This is a genomic window from Streptomyces sp. NPDC004667, assembly GCF_040609475.1.
In the GTDB taxonomy this organism is placed as follows: Bacteria; Actinomycetota; Actinomycetes; order Streptomycetales; family Streptomycetaceae; genus Streptomyces.
In genome coordinates, this window is the sequence record NZ_JBEXKC010000045.1 from 35,884 (window position 1) to 61,868 (window position 25,985).

14 protein-coding genes are annotated in these 25,985 nt (G+C 75.8%); 8 read left to right on the forward strand and 6 right to left on the reverse strand.

The window, feature by feature from the left end; all coding sequences use genetic code 11:
• Positions 1-28 precede the first annotated feature (28 nt).
• The 3 genes from ABZW32_RS24000 to ABZW32_RS24010 all read right to left on the reverse strand — a co-directional run bounded on the left by ABZW32_RS24000 (position 29) and on the right by ABZW32_RS24010 (position 6,439).
• Positions 29-1,552, reverse strand: coding sequence for an alpha/beta hydrolase (locus tag ABZW32_RS24000; RefSeq protein ID WP_356219067.1), 1,524 nt, complete (start codon positions 1,550-1,552; stop codon positions 29-31).
• A gap of 81 nt (positions 1,553-1,633) precedes the next feature.
• Entirely contained in the window at positions 1,634-4,678 is a 3,045-nt protein-coding gene (locus tag ABZW32_RS24005; protein WP_356219110.1) for an amidohydrolase family protein, read from the reverse strand.
• A 321-nt stretch (positions 4,679-4,999) separates the two neighbouring features.
• The gene (locus ABZW32_RS24010) at positions 5,000-6,439 is read right to left on the reverse strand and encodes a multicopper oxidase domain-containing protein (RefSeq protein ID WP_356219070.1); all 1,440 of its coding nucleotides are present in this window, start codon (positions 6,437-6,439) and stop codon (positions 5,000-5,002) included.
• 393 nt (positions 6,440-6,832) lie between these two features.
• Here ABZW32_RS24010 and ABZW32_RS24015 point away from each other — a divergent pair, with 393 nt between their 5' ends.
• The gene (locus tag ABZW32_RS24015) at positions 6,833-8,719 is read left to right on the forward strand and encodes a hypothetical protein (protein ID WP_356219072.1); all 1,887 of its coding nucleotides are present in this window, start codon (positions 6,833-6,835) and stop codon (positions 8,717-8,719) included.
• Here the strand turns inward: ABZW32_RS24015 and ABZW32_RS24020 are convergent.
• The 3 genes from ABZW32_RS24020 to ABZW32_RS24030 form a co-directional block, all read right to left on the reverse strand.
• On the reverse strand, positions 8,667-9,917 hold the full coding sequence (locus tag ABZW32_RS24020; protein WP_356219075.1) for an anhydro-N-acetylmuramic acid kinase: 1,251 nt from the start codon (positions 9,915-9,917) through the stop codon (positions 8,667-8,669). The genes ABZW32_RS24015 and ABZW32_RS24020 overlap by 53 nt on opposite strands.
• Positions 9,914-11,299 (reverse strand): MFS transporter, encoded by a 1,386-nt coding sequence (locus tag ABZW32_RS24025; protein ID WP_356219113.1) that lies wholly within the window; start codon positions 11,297-11,299, stop codon positions 9,914-9,916. The genes ABZW32_RS24020 and ABZW32_RS24025 overlap by 4 nt, the downstream gene beginning before the upstream one ends.
• A gap of 89 nt (positions 11,300-11,388) precedes the next feature.
• Positions 11,389-12,795 carry an Ig-like domain-containing protein gene (locus tag ABZW32_RS24030; protein WP_356219078.1) on the reverse strand — a complete coding sequence of 469 codons (1,407 nt, stop codon included), beginning with the start codon at positions 12,793-12,795 and terminating at the stop codon, positions 11,389-11,391.
• Between the two features lie 307 nt (positions 12,796-13,102).
• Between ABZW32_RS24030 and ABZW32_RS24035 the strand changes: the two genes are divergently transcribed.
• From ABZW32_RS24035 to ABZW32_RS24065, 7 genes are all read left to right on the forward strand, one after another.
• Positions 13,103-13,723, forward strand: a complete 621-nt coding sequence (locus ABZW32_RS24035; RefSeq protein WP_266846185.1) for an L-threonylcarbamoyladenylate synthase — start codon at positions 13,103-13,105, stop codon at positions 13,721-13,723.
• 454 nt (positions 13,724-14,177) lie between these two features.
• A complete protein-coding gene (locus ABZW32_RS24040; protein ID WP_356219080.1) occupies positions 14,178-16,031 on the forward strand; it encodes a BTAD domain-containing putative transcriptional regulator in 1,854 nt (617 codons plus the stop codon).
• 320 nt (positions 16,032-16,351) lie between these two features.
• On the forward strand, positions 16,352-18,547 hold the full coding sequence (locus ABZW32_RS24045) for a TOMM precursor leader peptide-binding protein (protein WP_356219083.1): 2,196 nt from the start codon (positions 16,352-16,354) through the stop codon (positions 18,545-18,547).
• The gene (locus ABZW32_RS24050) at positions 18,537-20,468 is read left to right on the forward strand and encodes a TOMM precursor leader peptide-binding protein (RefSeq protein ID WP_356219085.1); all 1,932 of its coding nucleotides are present in this window, start codon (positions 18,537-18,539) and stop codon (positions 20,466-20,468) included. Before ABZW32_RS24045 ends, ABZW32_RS24050 begins: the two co-directional genes overlap by 11 nt.
• Positions 20,469-20,517: 49 nt before the next feature.
• The gene (locus tag ABZW32_RS24055; protein ID WP_356219087.1) at positions 20,518-22,074 is read left to right on the forward strand and encodes a SagB family peptide dehydrogenase; all 1,557 of its coding nucleotides are present in this window, start codon (positions 20,518-20,520) and stop codon (positions 22,072-22,074) included.
• 41 nt (positions 22,075-22,115) lie between these two features.
• Positions 22,116-24,914, forward strand: coding sequence for a lantibiotic dehydratase (locus ABZW32_RS24060; protein WP_356219090.1), 2,799 nt, complete (start codon positions 22,116-22,118; stop codon positions 24,912-24,914).
• A complete protein-coding gene (locus ABZW32_RS24065; RefSeq protein WP_356219092.1) occupies positions 24,902-25,981 on the forward strand; it encodes a lantibiotic dehydratase C-terminal domain-containing protein in 1,080 nt (359 codons plus the stop codon). Before ABZW32_RS24060 ends, ABZW32_RS24065 begins: the two co-directional genes overlap by 13 nt.
• The last annotated feature ends 4 nt before the right edge of the window (positions 25,982-25,985 follow it).

Sequence of the window (25,985 nt, forward strand, 5' to 3'; positions counted from 1 at the left end):
GCGCCCGGGGCGGGCGGCCCGGCGGGCCTCAGTTGGCGCAGTCGGTGTCGTGCGCCGGGCGGCGGCCGGTGGTGAGGAAGGTGGTGACGGTGCGGTCCGTACAGGCGTTGCCGTTGCCGAGGTAGAGGCCGTGGCCGCCCTGCTCGACGGTGACGAGGACCGCCCGGTCCCCCAGGGCCTCGCGCATCTTCAGGCCCTTGGAGTGGGGCGTGGAGGGGTCCCGGCGGCTCTGCACCATCAGGATGTCGGACGGTCCGTTCGCGGTGATCCGGGTCGGCTTCTGCTCCGGGGCGTCCTTCCAGTACGCGCAGGGCAGCACGTTGACGGGCATGCCGGCGGTGAGGGGGTGGCGGGCGCGGTCCTCGTCCACGGCGCGCTGGCCCGCGGCGGCGCCCTCGCGCGGCCAGGCCACGTCGTTGCAGAGCACGGCGACCAGCTGGGCGGCGTCCTCGTCGCGCAGCGGCTGGGCCAGCTCCGGCGGGAGGACGGGAGTGGCCGCCGGGTCCCGCAGGGAGACGAGGAGCTTGGCGAGGGCGGGGAAGGCGGAGTCTCCGTACAGGGCGTTCTGCACGGCCTGGCGCAGGCCGTTGCCGGTCAGGGGCACGCCCGGGGTGGTCGACGGCCGCGGCACGCGGTCCAGGGAAGCGGCGAGGGCGAGCAGTTGCGGCTCCACGTCCCGGGGGTCGGCGGCCAGCCGCAGGCCGTCGCGGTCCCGGTCGGGGTGGGCCGCCCAGGCGGCGAAGTCGGGGAAGCGGTCGTCGGCGCCCTGGCCCATGTTGGCCAGCCAGCCCCGGGCGAGGCGGGTGGGGTCGGGGTCGCCGCTGCTGTCCAGGACCCAGCGGTCGGTGCGCTCCGGGTGCTTCTGCGCGTACACGGCGCCGACGTAGGTCCCGTACGAGACGCCCCAGGCGGAGATCTTGCGTTCGCCGAGGACCTCGCGGAGCCGGTCCATGTCGGCGACCTCGTTGGCGGTGGTGAAACTGCGCAGTACGGGGCCGCCGTTGCGGGCGCAGGCCTCGGCGACGCGCTCGGAGCGGGTGATGTTCTCGGAGATGTCGCCGTTCGGGGCGGGCCAGGCGCGCAGGCTGGTGAGGTAGCGGTCGCCGGGGGCCAGGCCGCAGGAGGCGGTGGTGCTGCCGCCGACGCCGCGGGGGTCGAAGGCGACGAGGTCGTAGGCGCCGGCGAGCTGCTTCTGGAGCGCGGCGCCCTTCTGCGTGAGGCGCTGGACGCCCGAGCCGCCGGGGCCTCCGGGGATGACGACCAGGGTGCCGCGGCGGGCCGCGGGGCGCTCGCTGCGGACGCGGGAGACGGCGACGGTGATCTGCGGGCCGGCCGGGTTCGCGTAGTCGAGGGGGACGGGCAGGTCGGCGCACTCCTGGGTGGCGGGGCCGCCGGGCTTCGCGCAGGGGTGCCAGGCGAGCCGGGGAAGCGGCGCTCCCGCTCCGGGCGCCGTGGCCGCCGCCGGGACGACGGCGCTCAGGGTGGTGGCGGCGGTGGCGGCGCAGAGGGCGAGGAGGAGGGCCTTGTTCCTGCGGTTCCTGGAATTCGTCATGGGGCAAGCCTCGTGGTCCGCGGCCCCGGCCCCCATCCGGCAGCCCGGTCGCCCCGGGGTGGGGATAACCCCCCTTGCCGGTCAGGCGTGGTGGCCGTGGGGCCGGTGGGTGCAGCAGCCGTCCCCGAGCATCTGGCGCAGGACCGGCTGCCAGTCGGGGCCGGGCCCGGTGCTCCGGGGGTGGGCGGCTTCGAGTGCGGCGCGTTCGTGGAGGGTTCCGGCGCGCACGGCCGCCCGGACGCGGACGAGGTCGGCGAAGTCGGTGAAGGGGTCGCCGTCGACGAGGGTGAGGTCGGCGAGCCTGCCCGGTTCCACGGTGCCGAGGTGGTCGGCGACGCCGAAGACGCGGGCCGGGGTGCGGGTGGCGGTGGTGAGGGCCTCGGCCGGGGAGAAGCCGTACCGGTGCAGGGCGCGCAGGGCGAGGTGGAGGTGCAGGCCGACCGGGGTGAGGGGTGCGTCGGTGCCGAGGGCGATGCGGCCGCCGCCCGCGAGGACCCGCCGGTAGACGTCGGTCTCCCGTTCCAGGGCGGTGAGTTGTTCGGCGGTGGGTGGCAGGGCGGCGGCGGCCCGGACGGCGCTCGCGTCCCAGGGGGGCATCAGGGCGGTGACGCGGGGGTCGTCGGCGAGGGACGGGTCGGCGCCGATCAGCGGCAGGGCCGCGAAGGGGGTGGCGATGAGGTCGAAGCCGCCGTGGGTGTAGAGCGCGAGGGTGTCCTCGTAGGTGTGGCCGGCCGGGGTGGCGCCGTGGCCGTGTTCGGCGCGTTCGGTGGCGACGAGGTGGGTGGTGAGGTCCTGGCCGGAGGCGATGCCCTGGGCGCACAGGTGGGAGCCGGCCAGGACGCCGAGCCGCTCGTGCGCGAAGCGGGCGGCCTGCTCCATGAAGGCGTAGGGGGCGCGGACGTAGGTTTTGACGAAGTCCCAGTCCAGTGCCTGCGCCCGGGCCAGGGAGCGGGCGAGGCCCTCGGCGGTGCGGTGGGCGCGGCCCATGCTGTAGGCGACGCGGGAGCCGTCGAGGAGTTCGCCGCCCGCCAGCAGGCGGGGGGCGGTGAGCCGGCCGGCGTGGATGTCGTCGCGCAGGCGGGCCTGTTCGTGGGCGGAGCCGCCGAGGGAGACGGTGGTGGTGACGCCGTAGGCGAGGTGCAGGAGGCCCTGGCGGGCGCCGTAGGTGTACGGGTACGGGTGGACGTGGGCGTCCCACAGCCCCGGCAGGACGGTGTCCCCGGAGGCGTCGACGGTGCGGGCCGCGCGGCGGCCGGGCCGGTGCGCTTCGACGGCGGTGACGCGCCCGCCGCTGATCAGGACGTCGACGTCGGCGCGGGGCGGGGCTCCGGTGCCGTCCCAGAGCAGGCCGGCGTGCACGACGGTGTCGACGGGGGCGGGGCGGCGGTGGGTCAGGGCGACCGGGACGGTGCGGGGCGGCCGGGCGGGGGCGCCGTCGGCGTCGAGGGTGAGCAGGCGCAGCCGGTCGCCCGACTGGTAGAGCAGGGTGCGGGAGTCGGCGGCCCAGGAGGGGTGGTCGGCGCTCTCGTCGGTGAGGCGGCGGGCGGGTCCGGTGGGGGTTCCGTCGGGGGTGACGGGCAGCAGCCACAGGGCGGATTCGCAGACGCAGGCGAGGAAGCGGCCGTCGGGCGACCAGACGGGGCCGCTCGCGTAGCCGTCGGAGAGGGAGGCGTGCGGGGCGAGGGCGTGCAGGCGGGCGGCGCCGGTGGTGGTGTCGACGATCCGGATGAGGTTGTGGCCCTCGCGGAAGCGGTGGCTGATCCGGTTGCGGTCGCAGAGGGCGATGTGGCGGCCGTCGGGCGACCAGCTGGGCGGGCTCGGCAGTCCGCCGCCGCCGAGGGCCGCCACGAGGGGGGTTTCGGCGGCGGTGGCGAGGTCGCGGACGAGGAGGCGTCCGGCGAGGTCGAGGCAGGCGAGGCGGGTGCCGTCCGGGGAGAGCGAGCCGTAGACGCGGCCGCCTGCGGCGAGGACGCTCTCGTGGCCGCCGGCGAGTTCGCGGCGCCGTACGGTGTTGAGTCCGTCGCGGTCGTCGGTGTAGATCAGCGCCCGGCCGTCGGGGGTCCACACCGGTCCCTGGAGGTAGGCGGTCGCGGGGGCCTGGGCGATCCTGCGCGGGGCTCCCCCGGCGACGGGCACGGTCCACAGGGCGTTCAGGGCGACGAGGGCGACGGTGCGGCCGTCGGGCGAGAGGCTGGGCAGGTGGACCGCGCGTACGGGGCGTCCGGGCTCGGCCTCCAGCGCGTACTCCTTGACGCGGTAGCGGGGGCGGGGCACTTCGAGGGTGGCGTCGAGGGGGATCTCGCGGCCGGTGGTGTCGTGGTGCGGGCGGATCACCCGGAAGCGGCCGTCGAGGGTGACGAGGAGGTGGTCGTCGCCGATCCAGCGCGGGGGCGCGGGGGCGAGGTCTCCGTCGAGGGGGACGGGGCGGCCGTCGGCGTGCAGGGTGAGGAACTGGGCCTTGCGGGGTCCGGGGGCGGCGGACAGCCAGGCGGTGCGGCCGCCCGGCGAGACGGCGGGGGTCAGCAGGCTGCCGTCGGCGACGGTGTGGTCGGCGCGTACGGGGCCCCGTCCGTCGGCGGCGACGGAGGCGAGGGTGCGGGCGGTCAGGGTCTCCCCGTCGACGGTGGCGCGGACGAAGAGCACGCGGGCGCCGTCCGGGGTCCACACGGGGTCGAAGTCCTCCCAGGCGCCCTCCTGTCCGGGGCCCGGCTGCCCGGGGAGACCGGTGAGGGGGACGGGGCGGCCGCCCGTGAGGGGGACGGTCCAGATCCGGTACGGGGCGCCGGTGACGGGGTCCCCGCCGCGTTCGGAGCAGAAGGCGAGGCGGCGGCCGTCGGGCGACCAGGCGGGCGCACGGTGGTCGAAGGGGCCGTCGGTGAGCCTGCGCAGGCCGGATCCGTCGGCGTCCATCACCCAGATGTGGAAGGCGCCGCCCCGGTAGGCGCTCATGGCGATCCGGTGGCCGTCCGGGGAGAACACCGGGCGGCCGGGCTCCAGGTCGGGCGGGGTGAGGCGGGTGGCGGGGGCGCCGTCGGGGGGCAGCGACCACAGGACTCCCTGTACCTCGGCGACGACGCGCTCCCCGGTGGCGGTGGCGGCGCCGTTGGTCGCGCGGGTGAGGCGGATCCGGGCGGTCTCCCCGGCCGCGACCGCGCCGGCGGCGGCCGGAGCGGTCGCGGTCGCGGGGGCCGGGTCCGCGCCGGTGGGGTCGGGGCCGGCCGGGCCCGTGGCCGCCGCGGCCGGCGGGCGGCCGACCAGCGCCGCCAGCGCTCCCGCCGAGCCCGCCCGTAGGACCGTCCTGCGCGCCACCCGCACCCCGACCACCCGTTCCGTGTCTCGCCGTCCGTCCGACTGCCCGTCAGGCAGCCAAACGATCAAGACCGGGTTCCGGCAACGGCCTCGCCCCGGCGGGCCGTACGTCCGCCGGGGCGAGGGATCCGTGGTGCGTCAGGAGATGCGCATGTTCGCCATCATGCCCATGGCCCCGTGGTCGAACAGGTGGCAGTGGTAGACGTAGGTGCCACGGTAGCCGGTGAAGGTGGCCTGGAGCTTCACCGTTTCGCCCGGCTTGAGCGGGACGGTGTCCTTCAGGCCCGTCTCGGAGCCGGCGGTGACCGGCTGCCCGTTCCGCTCCAGCACCCTGAACTGCACGAGGTGCATGTGGAAGTTGTGCGGGGCGAACTGGTTGGAGTTCTTCACGGTCCAGATCTCGGTGGCACCGTAGGCGATCTCGGTGTCGATCCGGTCCATGTCGTACGTCTTGCCGTTGATGTACGCCTGGCTGCCCGGGCTGCCGGTCTCGTCCATCTTCATGTCGAAGCTGCGGTTGACGCTCGCGGCGGGCAGCGGCGGGAGGGTGCGCAGGGTGTCCGGGACGACGCTCTCGTCCCGTGCGGTGCGGGTGACCCGGAACTGGATCACCTTGCCGACCACGTCGGCCGATTCGAAGGGGGCGACGTCCTTGTTGACCAGTTCGACGGTGGTGCCGACCGGGTAGCGGGAGAAGTCGATGACGACGTCGGCGCGCTCGCCCGGGCTGATCGCGACGGTGTCGGTGCGGTGCGGGGCGGGGAGCAGGCCGCCGTCCGTGCCGATCTGGACGATCTCGGAGCCGTCGGCGAGGCGGAGGGCGAAGAACCGCTGGTTGGCCGTGTTGGTGAGGCGGAAGCGGTACTTGCGGGCCGCCACCTCGAAGTACGGCCAGGCCTTTCCGTTGGCGAGGATGACGTTGCGGTGCTTGAAGTCGCCCATCTCGTAGATGAGTTCGCCGTTCTGCGCGAAGCGGGCGTCGCGCAGCGAGACCGGGACGTCGTAGGCGCCGGAGGGCAGGCGCAGGCGGCGCTCGATGTCGTCGGTGAGGACGTAGGTGCCCGTCATGCCGCGGAAGACGTTCTCCGACTCCATGTGGTGGGCGTGGTCGTGGAACCACAGGTTCGCGTGCGGCTGGGTGTTGGGGTAGGTGTACGTCTTGGTGCCGCCGTCCGGCTCGATGAGGTCCATCGGGGAGCCGTCGCTGTCCTGCGGCACGTGGGCGCCGTGCAGGTGGATCGAGGTGGGGACGGAGAGGGAGTTGGTCTGGCGGACCACGACCCGGCGGCCGGACTCGGCCTTGATGACGGGGCCGGGGAAGGATCCGTTGAAGGTGCGCAGCCGGGTGGTCAGGCCGGGCACGATCTCCTTCGAAGCCTCCTTCAGGTTCATCCGGTAGTAGCTGGTGGTGCTCGTCGTCAGGTACGGCTGGAGGACCGGGGCGAGCGGCATCCTCTGGGTGAACTTGGCTATGCCCGCGGCGTCGAGCTCGGCCGCGGGGGCGGGGGGCTCGGTGGCGACCGCGTTCACGACCGGCAGCAGCATCCCGCCCGTGCCGACGATGCTGGTGGCGGCCACGCCCGCCCTGAGTGCGGTCCGTCGAGTGATCACTGTTCCCCCGTGGGTGGTTGCCCGGCGGCTCCCTGCCGCGCGGCCGGCCGCGTGGGTACGCGGTTGTGGACGCGGGAAGCATGTTCGATCACGGTTGTGCCGCGCTCGTGCGGCCGTGGGGCCCCCGCCCGGTTCCGCTGGAGCCGCGGAGCACGGGCCGGGCGCGGGGGTCCGGGCGGGCCGGGTACGGGGTCCGGGCCGCGGACCGTTGGGCCGTTCGGGCGACAGTGCGGGTGTCCTGCGCGGCAGGAGCGGTAGCGTCCACGCCGTGGCGCCCCGGCCGGGTCATATTGACTGAACGGCGCGCCGAGTGCGCGACGCGACCTGCTTCATGACGCTTCATCACTGTGGAGGCCATGCGTGATGCGTATCCGGTCCGTTCTGGTGGCCACCGCCCTGCTGGCGACCCTGTCGCCCGCCGCGTACGGGCGGGCCGCCACGGGCGGGCCCCTCTCCTTCGACGGGCAACCGGCTCACGACGTGGCCCTGTACGGAATCGAGGGGTCCGGGACGACGGGGCGCGCGGGGGCCCAGGAGTTCGTCTCCGACGGCTCCCGGCTGACCCGGGTGAGCCTGTACCTGAGCAGCCGTGCCGGGACGGGGACGGTGGACGTACAGGTCCGCGGCGTCCGCGACGACCCCGCCTCCGCGGTCGCGTCCGCCCGGGTCGACCTCTCGGGGCTGGGCGGACCGGGTGCCGGCTGGGTGGAGGTCCCGCTGGAGGCCGCACTGCGGCCGGGCGCCACGTACTACCTCTTCGCGCAGGCCGCCACGGCCGGGGGGCGACCGGTCGTCTGGCACGGCACCCGCGCGGCGCCGCCGGGCGCTCCGGCCGCCTCGCGGTACGACGAGGAGCTGGGCGGCTGGCAGGAGGACGAGGGGCGGCTCGCGTTCTACGTGAACCCGGAGGGCGGCGAACGGTGCGGGGAGACCGAGGCCTGCTACGTACCGGACACGATGCGGCGCGCGCGGACCGCCGGGCTGCTCACCGACGGGAAGGCGGTGGAGGCCGTCGACCCGGCCTTCGCGGTCGGCGCCCACTACGTGGAGGGCAGCAACGTGCTGGTGCTGCCGTCGGGCCGGTGGCGCTACCTCCCGTCGGGCGCGGCGGCGTCGCGCGTCGTGGCGGCGGACGACCCGGGCGCCCTGGCCCAGATCGCCGAGTCCCGGCGCTGGCTGGCCTCCGGTGTGGTCCCGGGTTCGGCCGGGGCGCGGCGGGCGGGCGCGGAGCGGGCGCTGCTGTCGATGCGGGCCCTGCTGCGTTCCAACGGGGCCTTCGCGGCGGCCTGGTCCCCCTTCTGGGACTTCTCCTGGCCGCGTGACTCGGCCTTCGCCGCGGCCGCCTTCGCGCACACCGGCCATGACGAGGAGGCGTACCGGATCCTGCTGTACAACGCGGCCACGCAGCGGGCGGACGGCACCTGGGAGGCCCGCACCCGCCTGGACGGCTCCGGGCCGCCCGACACCCGGACCTGGCAGCTCGACGCCAACGGCTGGGTGCCCTGGGCCACCTGGCAGTGGTACCGGGCGGCTCCGCCGGCGGACCGCGACGAGCGGCTGCGCGCGCTCTACCCGGCGATCTCCAGGGCCGCCGACCACACCGCCGGGTCCCTGGACGCGGAGGGGCTGCCGCCGGCCTCCCCCGACTACTGGGAACTGTCCACCGACACCGCCAACATCGGTACGGCCGCTCCCCTGCTGGCGGGGCTGAACGCCGCGGCCGACCTGGCGGCCGGCCTCGGGCGGGGGGAGGACGCGCGGCGGTGGGCGCAGGCCGCCGGACGGCTGGAGGCGGGGATCGCGAAGCGGTTCGCACCGCTCGGCTACCCGCGCACCGTCGACGGGCTCCACGGCCGCGACAGCGCCGCCGCGTTCATGGCTCCGCCCTTCAACACCGCCCCCGCCGATCTGCCCGCCGCCCTCGACGACACCTACCGGGCCCTGCTGCGCCCCAACGGCGGTCTGGTCCCGGGGAACGACCCCGACGCGCCGTGGGGGAACGTCTCCTGGACGGCGAGCACCTCCTTCTTCGCGCTGGCCTGGTCGGCCACGGGCCGGCGGGACAAGGGCGGCGCGGTGCTGGACTGGGTGCTGTCGCGGCGCAACCTGCTCGGCGAGCTGCCCGAGACGGTGGACGAGCAGGGCCTGCCGAAGGCCGTGGTGCCGCTGGGCTGGACGGACGCGCTGGTGCTGCTCACCCTCCTGCAGCAGGACGGCACGACGCTGCCGACCCCGCCGCGGCGCTGACGGCACGGCCGCCGCCCGCGCGCCGGTCCCCGATGATGAGGACGCCCGGCGGGCGGGTGACCGCGGGCGGGAGCGTCAGGGGGCGGCGGCCGGGGGTGAGGGACCCGAGGACGCGGGGGCCGCGGGCCCCGGTGCAGTCGGGTGCGTTGCCGGGGAGGCCGTGGACGGTGAGGAAGCCGAGGACGGCGAAGGCGTACGCCTCCTTCGCGGCGGCGGGCAGACCGAGCGCGTCCGAGGTGAGCAGGGCGGTGCCCGGGGGCAGTTCCCCGCGCAGGGCCGCCATCAGGGCGGGGTTGCGGGTGCCGCCGCCGGAGGCGATGACCTCGGTGGCGCCCAGGGGCCGCAGGGCGTCGGCGACGGTCCGGGCGGTGAGCCGGGTGAGGGTGGCGAGGACGTCCTGCGGCGGGAGGCCGGGGTGGGGGGCCAGGGCGGCGCGCAGGTGGCCGGGGTGGAAGAGCTCCTTGCCGGTGGTCTTGGGGGCGGGCAGCCGGTAGTAAGGCTCGTCGAGGAGCCGGCGCAGCAGGGGCGCGTGGACCCGGCCGGCGGCGGCGAGGGCGCCGTCCGCGTCGTGGTCGAGCCGCCCGGCGGTGAGCTCGCGTACGGCGGCGTCGAGGAGGGCGTTGCCGGGGCCGGTGTCGAAGGCCACGGGCGGGCCGGTCGGCGGGAGGACGGTGAGGTTGGCGATCCCCCCGATGTTCAGGGCGGCGGGGACGCCGGGGCGGCCGCGCAGCAGCATCAGGTCGACGAGGCTGACCAGCGGGGCGCCCTGGCCGCCGGTGGCGACGTCGCGGGGCCGGAAGTCGCTGACGACGGGGCAGCCGGTGGCCTCGGCGATCCAGGCCGGGCTGCCGATCTGCAGGGTGCCGTGCACCCGGCCGGCGTCCGCCCAGTGGAAGACGGTCTGCCCGTGCGAGGCCATCAGCTCGGCGCGTCCTGCGCACAGTTCGCGGTCGGCGCGGACGGCCAGCGCGGCGAAGGCCTGTCCGATGCGGGTGTCGAGGCGGCACACGTCGGCCAGGGTGGTGGGGGCGGGCGGCAGGGCGGCGGCGAGGGCGGTCCGCAGGGGGTCCTCATAGGGGGCGCTGACCATGCCGAGCGGGACCAGGCGCAGGGTGCCGTCCTCGTCGAGGGCGATGTCGGCGGCGGCGGCGTCGACGGCGTCGTACGAGGTGCCGGACATCAGGCCGACGACCCTCACCGCAGCGGTCCCCGGTGGTCGTCGCCGCGCAGGCCGGCCAGGGCGAGGGCACTGAGGGCGCAGAGGCCGCCGGCGTAGTAGGCGGGGACGTCGGGGTCGCCCGTGGCGGCGGTCAGGGCGGTGACGATCAGGCCCGCGCAGCCGGAGAAGACGGCGTTGGCGAGGGCGTAGGCGAGTCCGAGCCCGGTGCAGCGCACGGCGGAGGGGAACATCTCGGCGAGCATGGCGGGGCCGGGGCCGGCGAGCAGCCCGACCGTGGCGCCCGCGGCGAGCAGGGCGGCCGCCTTGGCGGGTGCGGCGGTGGCCGGGTCCCGCAGGAGGTGCAGGAGCGGGAGCGCGCACAGGGCCACGGCGAGGGCGCCGGCGAGCATGACGGGGCGGCGGCCGACGCGGTCGCTGAGCCGGCCGGCGGGGAGGATCGAGGCGGCGAAGCCGAGGTTGGCGAGGGTGGTGGCGATCAGTGCCTCCCGGAAGGACGCGCCGAGGGTGGACTGGAGGTAGGACGGGAGGACGACGAGGAAGGTGTACCCGGCCGCCGACCAGCCCATGATCCGCCCGACACCGAGCACCACGGCCCGCGCCGTGCCGATGCTCGGGGCGGGTGCGGGGTCGACGGCGGATGCGGGGTCCGGGACGGGTGGGGGGTCCGGGACGGGTAGGGGGGCCAGGGCTGGTACGGGGGCCGGGGCGGGTGCGATGGCCGGGGCAGGCGCGGTGGCCGGAGCAGGTTCCGCGGCGGGTTCCGGGGCGGGTTCCGGGGCGGGAGTGCGGCGGCGGGGTTCGGGGAGGGTGGTGCGCAGGGCGAGGGCGGTCAGGCCGAGCGGGAGGGCCAGCAGGAACGGGATCCGCCAGCCCCACCCGTACAGGGCCGCCGGGGGGAGCAGCGAGGCCGTCAGGGCGGCGGCCGCGGCTCCGGCGAGCAGGCCCAGGGCGACGGTCAAGGACTGCCAGGCCCCGTACCGGCCGCGTCTGCCCGGGGGCGCGTGCTCGGTCATCAGGGCCACCGCGCCGCCGAACTCCCCTCCGGCGCACAGGCCTTGCACCGCGCGCAGCAGGACGAGCAGCCAGGGGGCGGCGGCGCCCGCCGTCGCCCGGTCCGGGAGCAGGCCGATCAGGGTGGTGGCGAGGGTCATCAGGGCGATCACGAGGACCAGCGCGGGGCGGCGCCCGTCCCGGTCGGCGAGGCGGCCGAAGAGGAGGGCTCCGGCGGGCCGGAAGAAGAAGGCCACGGCCAAGGAGGCGTAGGCGGCCAGGAGCGGCGCGACCGGGTCCGTGCCCGCCGTGCCCGGGGTGAAGAAGCGGTCGGCGATGACGGTGGCGAAGCAGCCGTACACGCCGAACTCGTACCACTCGACGAAGTTCCCGGCCGCGCCGGCCAGCAGCGCCCGGCGCGGCGGGACGGCCCGGCCGGTGGGCCCGGTGGCGGGTGGAGCGGCGGGCGGGCCGGGCGCGGCCGCTCCCGGCGGGCCGGTCACGTCGTCGGGTGCAGCCGGGAGGGGGTGTGCGCGGCGGGGGGTGCCGGGCGGGCGGCGGCGGGGGTCAGGGCGCTGCCCGACAGCCAGGTGCGCCAGTCCATGTTCCAGTCGCCGAAGCCGTTGTCGAAGGGGGCCATCGGGGCGCCGCCGCTGTTGACCACCTCGACGATGTCGCCCTCGCGGACCGTCTCGAAGAACCAGGCGGCGTCCTCGGTGGACATGCCGGTGCAGCCGTGGCTGACGTTCTCCTCGCCCTGCGCCTCGACCGACCAGGGTGCGGCGTGGACGTACTCGCCGCTCCAGGTGACCCGGGTCGCGTAGAGGACGGGGAGGTCGTAGAACTCCTTGGTGCCCTTCTGGATGCCGACGGTGTCCCCGCGCATGCGGACCTTGGCCTCCTTGCCGAGGACGACCTTGATGCCGCTGCGGGTCAGGAAGCCCGCCTTGCCGGTGGTGACCGGGATGGTCCGGATGACCCGGCCGTTGCGGCGTACGGTCATCTCGTGGGCGGCGGAGTCGGTGACGGCCTCGATCCGGTCGGCGACGGTGAACTCCAGGGACTCGGAGGGGCCTCCGTACCCGTGGCCGCCGAGCTCGACGCCGTCGAGGCCGCTGCGGACGCGGACCACGGTGTGGGCGGGCCAGTAGGTGCGGGGCCGGAAGTGCAGGGTGGTGTCGTCGACCCAGTGCCAGGCGCCCTCGACGTGGGGCTCCGAGGTGACCTGGAGGCCCTGTTCGACGCGGGCCCGCGCGTCGGCGTCCTCGGCGGGGACCGGGCGGCTCAGAACGGCCGTCACGATCTCTCCGGCCCCGTACGTGCCCGGGCGGGGTCCGAACTCGGCGGTGAGCCTGCCCCCGTCGGCCACCGGGGGCGCGGTCCGGAAGGCCATGGTGACGCCGACCGGGGTGCCGTCCCCGTCCTGGGCGCCGACCCGCAGGGTGTAGGTCTCCCCCGCCCGCAGCGGTTCGGTGTTGCGCCAGTGGCCGCCGCCCGGGGCGAGGGCGCCGGCCAGGTGGCGGCCGTGGCCGTCGTGGACGGTGACGTCGGTGAGGCTGCCGGCCTGCGAGCGGGCCAGGGCGATCTCCAGGGGTCCGCCCGCGTCCGTGGGGAGGGCTTCGGGGCGGCGGAACGCCGGATCGGGCAGCAGGGACGCCGCTCCGTGGGCGGTGGCCAGAACCCGCTGTTCCCGCCAGGCACCGCACGGCCCTCCCCGGAAGGCTCCGGCCTCGCACCAGCCGGCGGCGACGGGGCCGCGGTCGCCGTCCTCCCCGTCGACGGCGCGGCCGACCAGCAGGGTGACCGCCGCGTCCCGGGCCGCGCCCGCGGCCGTCCGGTCCAAGGGGCCGTTCCCCGCGGACGGTTGGCCGGGGGCGGCGGCGACGGCCAGCAGGGCGCCCGTCACGGCAGCCGCCGCACTCCACGCTTGAGTCCGTGACTTCGCCACGCAGCCCTCCCAGGTCGCACACGCCGGATGGCAGCATCAAAACGACCGGAGCACGAAACGATGATCATAAACTCGGTCCTGGGGCCGAACGGGCGCGCCAAGAGAACCCGGACGGAGCAGAGCACGCCGTCCGCCGCCCCTCACGGTCCGCCCGGCCCCGTCCTATCGGACGGCGGTTTCCGGACACCCCCTATGGGGTCGCGGGAGGCCGTTCTGGGGTTCGCAGGTGGCGGAGGGCGCCGGTCCGGTCCCGTACGCTCGACGAATGGCGAAGTATTTCGACGTGCACCCGGAGAACCCCCAGCGGCGCACCATCAGCGGCGTGGCCGACAGCATCCGTTCGGGCGCGCTCATCGCGTATCCGACGGACTCGTGTTTCGCGTTGGGGTGTCGGCTCGGCAACCGCGACGGCCTCACCCGGATCCGTACGATCCGCGACCTGGACGACCGCCACCACTTCACCCTGGTGTGCCAGAACTTCGCCCAGCTGGGGCAGTTCGTACAGGTCGACAACGACGTCTTCCGCGCGATCAAGGCGGCGACACCCGGCCCGTACACCTTCATCCTGAAGGCCACCTCGGAGGTGCCCCGCCAGCTCATGCACCCGAAGAAGAAGACGGTCGGCGTCCGGATCCCCGACCACCTCGTCACCCAGGCCCTCCTGGCCGAGCTGGGCGAGCCCCTGGTGTCCAGCACGCTGCTCCTGCCGGACGAGGAGGAGCCGCTGACGCAGGGCTGGGAGATCAAGGAGCGGCTCGACCACGTGGTGGACGCCGTGCTCGACTCCGGGGACTGCGGGACCCGGCCCACGACGGTCATCGACTTCTCCGGCGGCGAGGCCGAAATCATTCGCCGCGGTGCGGGCGACACGGACCGTTTCGAGTAACGGCGCAGGACGCACCTTCTCGTACGAGGGCGGATTCCGTTACTGGAAACGGAATCCGCCATCCCGGACGACCGGATCCGGCCACGGGGAGGATCTCGCCCCATCCGGTTTCGACCCGCGGGTAATGCGCACTCAATTCGGACTCGAGCGGGCCGACCATCGGGACTCGTCCACTCGTGAACAGCATTGACGCGCCGACAGTAACTCCACGGGGCGTCCGGGTGACGGAGAGGAGAAGGCGGGCCGGTACGCCGGAAATCTTGCGGTCGACGCCTCGACTTTCACAAGATCCGTTATGTAGGGTTCCAGATATTCACCGCCCGACGGGGAGCGGCGAGCATCCTCAGGCTATGGTCCGGACTATTTCCGGAGTATGTCCGGCACGGAAGCTCCGCAGATCACCGCACCCGTCACACCCGTCTGCGAAACACGTGACCCGACACGGGGGACCATCATGCGGTTCCAGCTATTGGGGCCCCTGAGTATTGCGCACGGCCCCGAGACAGTGGTTCTCAAACCGTCCAAGCCCACCAGTCTGCTCGCGGCGCTTCTCCTCCATCCCGGCGCCGTGGTTTCCACCGGCTATCTCCTGCGCGCCGTTTGGGACGAGGAGCCTCCCGCGACCGCGCGGGCCGCGCTCCAGACGTGCGTACTGCGTCTGCGCAGGTTATTCGCGAAATACGGCATATCCGCGACGACCATAGAGGCCGTGCCGGGCGGTTACCGGATGCGCAACGACACCGAGACCCTGGACCTGGTGCTGTTCCGGTTGCTGACGGCGCAGGCACGCGCCGCCGCCGGCACGGAAGAGGAGCTGTACCGGCTGCGCGAGGCGCTCTCGCTCTGGCACGGCCAGCCCCTGGCCAACGTGGCCTCGCGGATGCTCCAGCGCGACGCGGTGCCCGCGCTCGAACAGGAGCGGCTGCGAGTGCTGGAGCGGGTCTGCGACCTCGAACTCGCCGCCGGCAACTGCCATCAGGTGCTGGTCGACCTCTACGAGAGCGCCCGCCGGTACCCGGTGCGCGAGCGGTTCACCGAGCAGCTGGTCGAGGCCCTCTACCGCACCGGACGGCAGGCCGAGGCGCTGGCCGAGTACCGCACGGTGCGGGACCGGCTGCGCGAGGAACTCGGCGTGGACCCGGGACCCGGACTGCGCCGCCTGGAGCTCGCGATCCTGCGGGCCGAGGAGCTGGGGCCGGCCGGCCGGGGCGAAGGGGTGGTCGAACTCCCGCCGCGGCAGGAGCCGTCGGCGGTCACCGGTCCGGTTCCGCCCCGGGGCCCCGGCGCGGAACCGGGGCACCCCGGCGGCGCGGGCACGGCCCACACCGGCGGCACGGCCCACAGCGGCCGCACGGCCCACCCCGGCCGCGCGGGCGCCCCGGTCGGCGGCGCGACGCCGGTACGCGGCTTCGCGGGACGCGAGGCGGACCTGCGGGCGATGGCCCTGAGGCTCACCGACGCGGACGGGCCCCGGCTCGTGGTCGTCTCCGGAGCTCCCGGCATCGGCAAGTCGGCGCTGGCCCGTCAGAGCGCGCACGAGGTCCGGGACGCCTTCCCCGGCGGGGTGTCCGTCGTCGACCTGGCCCACCCGGACGGCAGCGGCCTCGGCGTCGACGAGGCCCGCGAGCTGCTGCCCGAGCCGGACGGCGGCGGGCGGCGGCTGGTCCTCCTCGACAACGCGGCCGGCGCCGGACAGGTGCTTCCCCTGCTGTCCGGGACGGGCGACGCCTCGGTGCTGGTGACCAGCCGGCGCGGGCTCGCCGCGGTCGTCGCCACCCACGGCGGGGCCGTGCACCGGCTCGACGTGCTCGGGCCGGGCGAGGCCCGCCGGCTGCTCGCCGGGCTGGTCGGAGCCGAGCGGATCGGCGCCGAGGAGGCGGCCGTGCGGGAACTGGCCGCGGTGTGCGGCCACTTCCCGCTCGCGCTGAGGATCGCCGCCGGACGGCTGCTGACCCGGCCGGGCCTGTCCGTCGCGGACTGCACGGCCTGGCTGGCGGAGGATCCCCCGGCCCGGCTGGCGCTGGCCGAGGACCCCAGGCTGTCGGTGCCGGAGGTGTTCGGTCAGGCCGTGAGCGCGCTCCCGCCCCCGTTGCGCGAAACGTTTCTGCGGGTGGGCTCGCTCGATCCCGCCGAGGGGCTGTGCGCGGCCGGGAGCGAAACCGTCCTCGAACAGCTCGTGGAGGCGGGGATGCTGGAGGACGGGCCGCCCGGCCAGCCGTACCGGATCCACGCCTTCCTCCAGGTCTACGCGCGGTGGCTGGCCCGGGACGGCGAGGACGCGGCGGCGGAGACGTCCCTCACGCGCTGACGCGCCGCCCCGCGGCGACCCCGTACCGCACCGACCGCCCCAGGGCCCACGCCCCGTCCCGGCAGCCCCGTTCGTCCCGGAAGCCCCGGAAGCCCCGGAAGCCCCACCCATCCCGGTAGCACCGCTCCTCCCGTCCACGCCGCTCCTCCCACACGCGCGCCGTCGCACACCCCCACCCGCCCGCGACCCGCTCCTCCCCGGCCCCGCCCACCCCGGGGGGGGGCCCCGGCCGCGCACCCCCACGGTCCACCGCCCCTCCCGTCCCCGGCATTTCCCACCTCACGTCTCCGACCCCACCAGACCGCAAGCAGAGGTGTTCCATGTCCCAAGCCAGCTTCGACGACGTCGCCGCCACCCGGCCCCGGATCCGCCGGGACGTGCTCTTCACCGAGACGCCGGACGGCGTGCTGTTCCACAACTCCGACGGCGGGTTCCGCCTCACCGCCCGCGCGGCGTACCGCTTCGCGACGCTGATCGTCCCGCACCTGACCGGCGAGCATTCCGTGGCCGAGCTCTGTCGGGGGCTGGGCGCACCCCAGCGCGCGATGGTCGGCGAACTCGTCAGAACCCTGTACGAACGGGACTTCGCCCGTCCCGTGGCCGAGCCGGAGTCCGCTTCCCCGGCCGCGGTCCCCGAGCCCGACGTCGCACGGCGGTACGCGCCGCAGATCGCCTACGCCGACCACTACGCCGACGACGCCGAGGCCCGCTTCCTGCGCTTCCGCGGCACCCGGGTGGCCGTCCTCGGCGAGGACCCCGTCGCCCGCTGGTGCGCGGTCTCCCTGGTGCGCAACGGCTGTGCGGCCGTGGCGCTGCCGCCGGGGCCGGCGGTGGCCGAGGTGGAGGCCGAGGCCGCGGAGGCGGTCGCGGACGGCTGCCCGGTGGAGGTCCGCACGCTGGCCTGCCTCCCGTCGGGGTGGGAGGAACTGGCGGACTACGACTTCGTGGTGGTGACCGGCGGGACCGACGCCCCGGCCCGGCTGCTCCCGCTGCTGCGCGCCGGGATACCCGAGGGCCGCACGCTGCTGCCCGCCTGGACGTACGGCGGCGACGCCGTCGTGGGCCCCCTGATGACGCACGGCACCGTCGGCTGCTGGTCCTGTGCCGCCCTGCGGCTGGGCGCGGCGCGCGGGGGCGCCGGCGCGGCCGAGCTGTGGAGCGCTCTGGCACTGCCCGGGAGCCCCCCGGCCGCGGGGCCGGTACCGGGGCGGCCGCTGGCCGCGATGATCGGCAACCTGCTGGGGTACGAGGTGTTCCGCGCGACCTCGGGGACCCTGCCGGCCGAGACCGCCGGGCGGCTGCTCGTCCAGGACATGGCCTCGCTCGACGTGACGGCCGAGCCGCTGTTCCCGCACCCGCGCTGCCCGTTCTGCGCTCAGGAGGAACCGTCCGCGGTGCCCGTGGACCTCGCCGCCGCCGGCCGCTCGGGCACGCCCGCGCTGCCCACGCTGGAGACGGCCCGGGAGGCGGAGGAGCTGGTCGAGGAGCTGAACCGGCGTTCCGCGGTGGTGCGGCCGTACGCGGGGGTGTTCACCCGGTACGCGGACGAGGAGCTGACGCAGATCCCGCTGAAGCTGGGCGTGGTGGAGCTGGGCATCGGGCATGCCGGACCGCGCGCGGTGGCCGCCTTCGACGTCCACCACGTGGCCGGGGCGCGGATGCGGGCGCTGGACGCGGCGGCCCTGGTGTACGCGGAGCACGTGGTGCCGGCGCGCGGGCTGACCACGGGCGGCTGGGGCGACGCGGTGACGGCGGCCCGGCTGACGACGGCCTCCGGGATACCGGGCGAGGTGTCCGCGTACCAGCGGGCGGTGTCCCTGCTGACGAAGGAGTCGGCGCTGGTCCCCGCGGGCGCGGTGCGGCCGTTCGGCCCGCACAACGCCGACCGGCTCTTCGAGCGCACCCGTGCCGGGGCGGGGGCCGGCCCCTCCCCCGCCGACGCGGCCGCCGCCGGTCTGCTGTCGGCGCTCGGGCACGGCGCGCTGCTGCGGGCCGTGCGGGGCGCCGCGGCGGCCCCGGTGGCACTGCCGGAGCCGCGGGAGGGGGAGGACGGCGAACTCGTCTTCCTCGTGCGGTCGGCGGAACGGCTCGGGCTGGAGCCGCAGGTGCTGGACCTCGGCGAGGGCGCGCGCAGCGGGGTGGAGGTGCTGCTGGCCCGGTCCGGGGTGCACTGGGCGCTGGGCGAGGGGCTGGACCGGCGCTCCGCGGCGGTCGCGGCGCTGCGGGAGCTGCTGGGCGCGGTCCAGTACGCCGCCGATCCGGCGGCCGGGGGCCCGGCCGACACGGGCGATCCGCTGCTGCGGGACCTGGATCCGCGGGCGCTGACGGTCTCGGGCGCGGCCCCCGTTCCGGCGGCGGGCCCGGGCACGTCCTGGGACGCGGTGCTGGAGCGGCTGGGCGCCGGCGGGCGGGACGCGTACGTGGTGGCGACCGGGGCGCCGGAGCTGGCGGGTGCCGGGATCCACACCGTGCGGGTGCTGCTCACGGCGGAGCGGGAGCCCGGCGATGACGCGTGACGCCCCCGCCCGCCGGGTGACGGCCGCCGCCACGGTGGCCGAGGGGCTCGGCGAGGAGGCCGCCGGTCGGTTCACGGCCCTGCTGGAACGCGCCCTGACGGCGCTGGACGCTCCCCCGGTGACCCTGACGGCCCTCGGCCTGCGCGATGCCTTCCACGCCCCGGCCCCCGACGCGGCGCCGGGCGGGGCCGGGGTGCCCGTGAGCCTGTACGGACAACAGGCCGTCGTCGGGCCCGTGGCCGTGGCGGGGCCGGGGTGCGCGCGGTGCCTGGAGCGGCGCTGGCAGGCCGTGCGGTCCGTCGCGCTGCGGGACGCGCTGGAGCTGGGGACCGGGACGCGGGCGGTGGGCGGGTGGCCGTACGCGCACCCCTTCGCCGCCGACGCCGTCGCCGCGCTGGTGGCGGCGGCCGCCGGGGCCGGTCCGGCGGCGGGCCCGTTCCCCGAGGTGCGGGCGCTGGACCTGCGCACCGGCGCGGTCCGGCGCTACCCGCTGGTGCCCGATCCCGAGTGCCCGGTGTGCGCCACGCCCGTCGTGGACGGGCCCGCGCCGCTGGACCTGGCGCCGGCGCCCAAGTACCGGCCGGGCGCCTTCCGCACCCGTCCCGTGGAGGAGTACGCCATCGAGGTGGCTGCCTTCGCCAATCCGCTGTGCGGGGCGCTGGGTCCCTCCCTGGTGCAGGACGTCTCCTCGACGTCCACCTCGGCCACCATCGGCTGCTTCTCGATGCGTTCGGGAGAGTACCTGCGCGAGACCTTCTGGGGCGGGCACACCGACACCTTCGACCGCAGCGCGCGCGTCGGGGTGCTGGAGGGGCTGGAGCGGTACGCGGGGATGCGCGCCCGCTCGCGTACGACCAGCGTCAGCGGCTCGCTCGGGTCCTTCGGCTCCGAGGCCGTAGATCCGCGGGAAGTCGGCCTGTACGGGGCGGAGTTCTACCGGGACAACCCCCGGGTGCGGCCCTTCGACCCGGACCGGGAGATCCCGTGGGTGTGGGGCTGGTCCCTGCGCGACCGGGAGCCCCGGCTGGTGCCCGAGGTCCTGACGTACTACCACGCGCCCGGATTGGAGAACCGGTTCGTCCAGGAGAGCTCGAACGGCTGCGCCTCCGGCGGGAGCCTGGCCGAGGCCTGCTACTTCGGGCTGATGGAGGTCGTGGAGCGGGACGCCTTCCTGCTCGCCTGGTACGGGCGCCAGCCGCTGCCCGAGATCGATCCGGCGACCAGCGCCCGGCCCTCCACCCGGGCGATGGTGGACCGGCTGGCCCTGTACGGGTACCGGGCGCGGTTCTTCGACACCCGGATCAGCTTCCCGATCCCGGTGGTGACCGCCGTCGCGGAGCGCTTCGACGGGGGCACGGGCCGGATGTGCTTCGGGGCGGGGGCCGGGCTGGATCCGGAGTCCGCGCTGGACTCGGCGCTGTGCGAAATCGCCACGGACGCGGTGAACCTGCCCGGCCGCACCGAGCGGGACGCCGACCGGCTGCGGGCGATGGCGGCCGACTTCGACCTGGTCACCGCCCTGCACGACCACCCGCTGGTGTACGGGGTGCCGGAGATGGGACGGCACGCCGACTTCCTGCTGCGCGCGCCCTCCCCGGGGCCGCTGCGTCCGGTGTCGGCGCTACTCGATCCCGAGGGGGTGGCGGACGACGTCCGCGAGGACCTGGCGCGGTGCGTCGACGCCGTCGCCGCCCGGGGGTTCGACGTGGTGGTGGTCGACCAGACGATGCCCGAGCAGCGGGCGCTGGGACTGCACACCGTGAGCGTGCTGGTACCCGGGCTGCTGCCGATCGACTTCGGCTGGTCGCGGCAGCGCGCCCTGGGCATGCCGCGGCTGCGCACCGCCCTGCGCGCCGCCGGGCTGCGCGAGCGGGACCTTGAGGACTCCGACCTCAACCCGGCCCCGCACCCCTTCCCCTGACCCGGCCGCCGGCCCGCTCCGGCACGACCCGACCGACCGAGGAGGACCCGTGGGCTACGCCCATGACTACGCCAGCGCCATCATGCACCGGGGCCGGATCCCCATGGAGCCCGTGGACTTCGTGCCCGACTGGGCCGACCGCCCCCGCAAGGCCAAGTTCTACCCGGAGGCGGAGACCCTGCCGCTGCCGGATCCGGCGGACGGGCCGCGGCCCGCGCCGGGGTTCACCCTGCCGCTGCTCTCCGGCATGCTCCAGGACTCGTACGGGCTGACCGGCCGGCGCCTGGGGGTGCAGGCCAACACCGACCTGGCGGCGCTCCCCCACTACACGCAGGCCAACTGGTCCCGGGGCACGGCCTCCGGCGGCGGGCTCTACCCCGTCGGCGTGTACTGGGCCGCCGGGGCGGGCGGCCCCCTCGCCCCGGGGGTGTACCACTACGCCCCGCACCAGCACGGGTTGCGCCGGCTGCTGACCGGCGACGTCACCGGTGAGGTCCGCGAGGCGCTCGGGGCGGGCCCGGACGGCTGCACCCAGTACCTGGTGCTGGGCGTCAAGTACTGGCAGAACGCCTTCAAGTACAACAGCTTCTCCTTCCACGCGGTGAGCATGGACGTGGGCGCGCTGATCCAGACCTGGCGGCTGTGGGCGCGGGCGTACGGGCTGCGGATCGCGCCCGCGCTGTGGTTCGACGAGGAGCGGCTGGCGCGGCTGCTCGGCGTGGTCCCCGAGGAGGAGGGGATCTTCGCGGTGCTCCCGCTGGAGTGGGAGGGCGACGGGTACCGAGCGATCGCCGCGCCCTCCACGGCGCCCCTGGCCGCACCCCCCGCCGTCCGGCTCCGGGACAGCGAGCGCTCCCGGACCGTGCTCGGCTTCGAGACGCTGCGCCGGATCCACGGCGCCACCCTGGGCCGGGTGGGCGACCGCCCGGCTCCGGGCGCGCTGGACGCGGCCGCCGCGTACCCGCCCCGGGGCGGTCAGGGGATCCCGCTGCCCCCGCCGGACACCGCCCCGTTGGAGCCCGCGGCCGCGCTGCGGGCGCGGCGCAGCAGCTTCGGCCGGTTCGACGCGGGCCGGCCGGTGACGGCGGGGCAGCTGGCGGCGGCGCTGGCCGACTGCGCCGCCACCCGGGTGGGCAGCGAGGCGGAACGGCCCGAGGGGCCGCCGCTCACCTCCCTGTACGCCTTCGTCAACCACGTCGAGGGGATCGCCCCGGGCAGTTACGCCTACGACCCGGCGGCGCACGCGTTGCGCCTGGTGGTGGCCGGTCCGCCCGGCCCCTTCCTCCAGGCCAACTACTTCCTGTCCAACTACAACCTGGAGCAGGCGGCGGCCGTGCTCGTGCCGACCGTACGGACCACCGCGGTCCTCGACGCGGTCGGCGACCGCGGCTACCGCCTCGTCGGCGCGGCCGTCGGCGCCGTCGCGCAGACCTTCTACGCCACCGCCGCGGCCCACGGGCTCGGCGCGGGCGTGGCGCTCGGCTTCGACAACGTGTCGTACGCCGAGCGGCTGGGGCTGGAGGACACCGACGAGGCGCCGCTGCTGATCATGCTGCTCGGTCACGAGCGGCCGCGGCCCGCCGACTTCCGCCACGAGATCGCCTGACCGGACGCGAAGTGCCCACCGAGAGAAGCGGAACGATCAGGATGAACACCACCACCCAATGGCGAGCGGGCGACCGCTTCATGCTGCGCGTGGCCGGCCTGCCCCTGACCGCGGCCGACGCGCTGCGCTGCGCGGACACCCGCCGCTGGGCGGCCGACGTGCTGACGGCCGAGGACGGGCTGCGGGCGGACGCCCAGTGGCTGAGCGAGGCGCTGCACCGGGCGGTCGGCGCGACCGACCCGGATCCGGGCGGCCCGGACGCGGCCGCGCGCCGCGCGCTGCTGGGGCTGCGGCGGCAGATCCACAACGGCCGGCCGCCCGCCGACCCCGAGGACGCGCTGCGCACCCTCGCGGAGTTCGGCGGTCCGGGGGCGGACGCCGCCGTGGAGCGGCTCGGCGGCTGGCTGCGGCGCGCGGACGAACTGGGGAAGCTGCTGGCCGAGGGCGAGGCCCTGCTGGCCGCCGATCTGGGCCGGGGCCGGGCCGCGCTGCGCGGTCTGCTGGCGGACGAGCGGCTGCGGCACGGGCTGCTGCTGGCCTCGCCGGTCCTGGAGGGGCAGCTCGACGCGTACGCGCGGGCCACCGCGGACGGTTCGGTGCCGCAGGGCCGGGCCCGCAAGGCCGAGCGCTCGGTGCTCTCGTACCTCTTCCGCACCGCCTGCAAGACCAGCCCCTTCAGCACCTTCACGGGGGTGGCGACCGGCCGGTTCACCGAGCAGGACGCGCCGGAGGGGATCCGGGTGGCGGACCACTGGAGCAGCCACGTCCGGCTGAACGTGGTGGTCCTGGCCCGGCTCGCGGAGCTGGTCCTGGCCGATCCGGTGCGCCGCCGGGACCTGCCGCTGCGCCCGGCGCCGGGCTGGGGGCGCGAGGAGGACCGGATCCGCTACGTGCGCCGCTCGGTCACGGCCGGGGACGACTCGGCCGCGGTCACCTTCGACGCGGTCAAGGACCGGCTGTTCTTCCTGCGCCGCAGCGGCACCCTCGACCGGCTGCTCGCCCTCTTCGCGGAGCGGGAGGAGGCGGCCGGGCAGCCGGAGCTGCGCCACCGGGAGCTGGCCGACTGGCTGGCGGCGGAGCACGGGGCGCCGGCGGCGGAGTGCGAGGCGTACATCGCCGCCCTGCTGGAGCTCGGCATGGTGCGGGTGCCGTGCCTGGACACGCAGGTGCACAGCGGGGATCCCGTACGGTCCTTCCAGGGTGCGCTGCGCGCGCTGGAGCGGCCCTGGGCGCAGGCGCTCGCCGGGCTGCTGGAGGAGCCGGCCCGGGTGCTGGAGCGCTATCCGCACGCGGACCGGGCGGAGCGCGCGGAGCTGCTGCGCGCCCTGCGCGGCGGGCTGCGCCGGGCGCAGGAGGAGCTGGGCGCGCCCGCGGACGCGCCGCTGCCGCAGACCCTGGTCTACGAGGACGTCAGCGCCGGCCGTGAACTGGCCGCTCCGGCGCCCGGGTGGGCGCGGGAGGGTGCGGGCGGGGGCGCGCTGCGGTCGGTGGAGCGGATCCTGCCGGCCTTCGACCTGACGCTCGCCCAGCGGATCACCTTCGAGGGGTTCTTCACCGCCCGCTACGGGCGGGGCGGGCGCTGCGAGGACCTCCTGGGCCTGGTGCACGACTTCCACGAGGACTTCTTCGACCAGTACCTGTCCTTCACCGCGCGGCGCACCCCCTTCGACGCGCGCGGCGAGTACGTCCCGGAGGAGAACTGGCTCGGCCTGCCCGGCATCCGGGCCCTGGACGCGGCCCGGCGCGCCTTCACCGGGCGGATGCGGGAGCACTGGGCGGCGTACGAGGAGCGGGGCGGCGGCGCCGAGCTGCGCCTGACGGAGGACGACGTCGAGGCGGTGGCGGGGGAACTGGAGCCGGTGGTGCCCGGTTTCGCGCCGCGCTGCCATCACGTGCAGCTGGCCCGCGACCCGGCCACGGGCGCGGAGCTGACCGTGCTGAACCGCTCCTACGGCGGGCTGTCCTTCCCCTTCAGCCGCTTCACCCACGTCTACGGCGACGACGACGGCCGGCCGTCCCTCGACGGGCAGTCGCGCGCCACGGCCGCCGCGGTCACCCCACCGGGCGCGGTGTTCGCCGAGGTCACCGGCGGGCCGGTGACCACGAACCTGAACCTGCACGGGCGGCTCACCGAGTACGAGATCGTCTGTCCGGGCGAGAGCGGCACACTGCCGCAGGAGCGGCTGCTGCGCCTGGACGACCTGTACGCGCAGCACGTGCCGGAGACCGGCCGGGTGGTGCTGCGCTCGCGGCGTCTGGGCGTGGAGGTGATCCCGGTGTACCTCGGGTACCTGGTGCCGCTCGCGCTGCCCGCCGTACCGCGGACGCTGCTGCTGCTCTCGCCGTCCTCGATGTCCCCGCTGGACGTGTGGGCGGGGGTGCCGGACGCGGTCCCGCACGGCGGGGTGAGCGCGCGTCCCCGGGTGGTGCACGGGGACGTGGTGCTGAGCCGGCGCAGCTGGACCACCACGGCGGCGGAACTGCCCGCGCACGGGGCGCGGGAGGCCGCGCACTTCCTGGAGTGGCAGCGCTGGCGACGGGCCCACGGGCTGCCGGAGCGGGTGTTCGCGACGGTGTCGGCGGGTCCGTCGGCGCTGGGGGCGAAACCGCAGTACGTGGACTTCGCGAGCCTGCTGTCGCTGGCGGCCTTCGAGCCGCTGCTGCGGGAGGGCGGCCACCGGGTGGTCTTCCGCGAGATGCTGCCGGACCCCGGCGCGCTGCACACCTTCTCGGAGCGCGGGGCGCACGTCGCCGAACTCGCCGTCGAGACCTTCACCACGACCACCGTGTCGTCCTCGAACTCCCCGGATCCGGAAGGCGTTGCCAGATGTCAGAGCTGACCCCGACGCGTGGCGCGTGGCAGGCCGTGCACGTCTTCTACGCCGCCAACCCGCAGCCCCTGCTGGTGCGGTGCGTGCGCCCGCTGATCGCCTCGCTCCAGGAGGACGGCCTGCTGGCGGGCCACTTCTTCATCAACTACTGGCTGGAGGGGCCGCACGTGCGGCTGCGGCTGCGCCCGGTGACCCCGGCGGCGGAGGCCGAGGTGCGGCGGCGCACCGAGGAGGCGGTGGCCGCCTTCCTGAAGACCCGGCCGGCGCTGTACGAGGTGGACTCCGGATTCCTCAACGAGTTCTACAACACGCTCTTCGACATCGAGTTCCCCGAGGGGGACAGGGCCGCCTTCATGGGCGCCGACGGCCGGATGAACCTGCGCCCCAACAACTCCTTCTCCTGGGAGCCGTACGAGCCGGAGTTCGGCAAGTACGGCGGTCCGGCCGGGGTCGAGCTCGCCGAGTGGCACTTCGCCCGCTCCAGCGATCTGGTCATGGAGGCCCTGGGTTCGATGAACCTGCACCTGCGGACGGTGCTGCTGGGCACGTCGGCGCAGCTGATGATGGTGATGGCGGGGGTGTTCCTGCCCGACCGGGAGGAGCTCGGCAGCTACCTCGACCGTTACTACGAGTTCTGGCACCGGGCCTTCCCCGGCACGGGGTTCATCGGCTCCTCCGAGTACGACCGCACGTACGAGCAGACCGCCCCCGGGCTCGCGCGCCGCTTCGCGGGGGTGCGGGCGGCACTGGGCTCCGGGGAGACCGGCCGGCTGCCCGCCTTCCTCGCCGGCTGGGCCGGGCACTGCCGGGAGCTGCGGCGGCGGGCCGAGGCGCTCGCCGTCGGCGGGGAGCTGGTGTTCCGCTCGTGGGACGGGACCCGCGACGAGCGGGTGACGGATCCGGCGGTGGCGCTGCCGCTGCTCCTCTCCCCCTACATGCACATGACGAACAACCGGCTGCACGTGACCATCCGGGACGAGGCCTACCTCGCGCACCTGCTGGGCCGGGTGCTGCGGGAGGGCGTGCCCGGGGAGGCCTCGCCGGACCCGGCCGGGGCGGAGGTGGTCGGGCCGTGAGCAC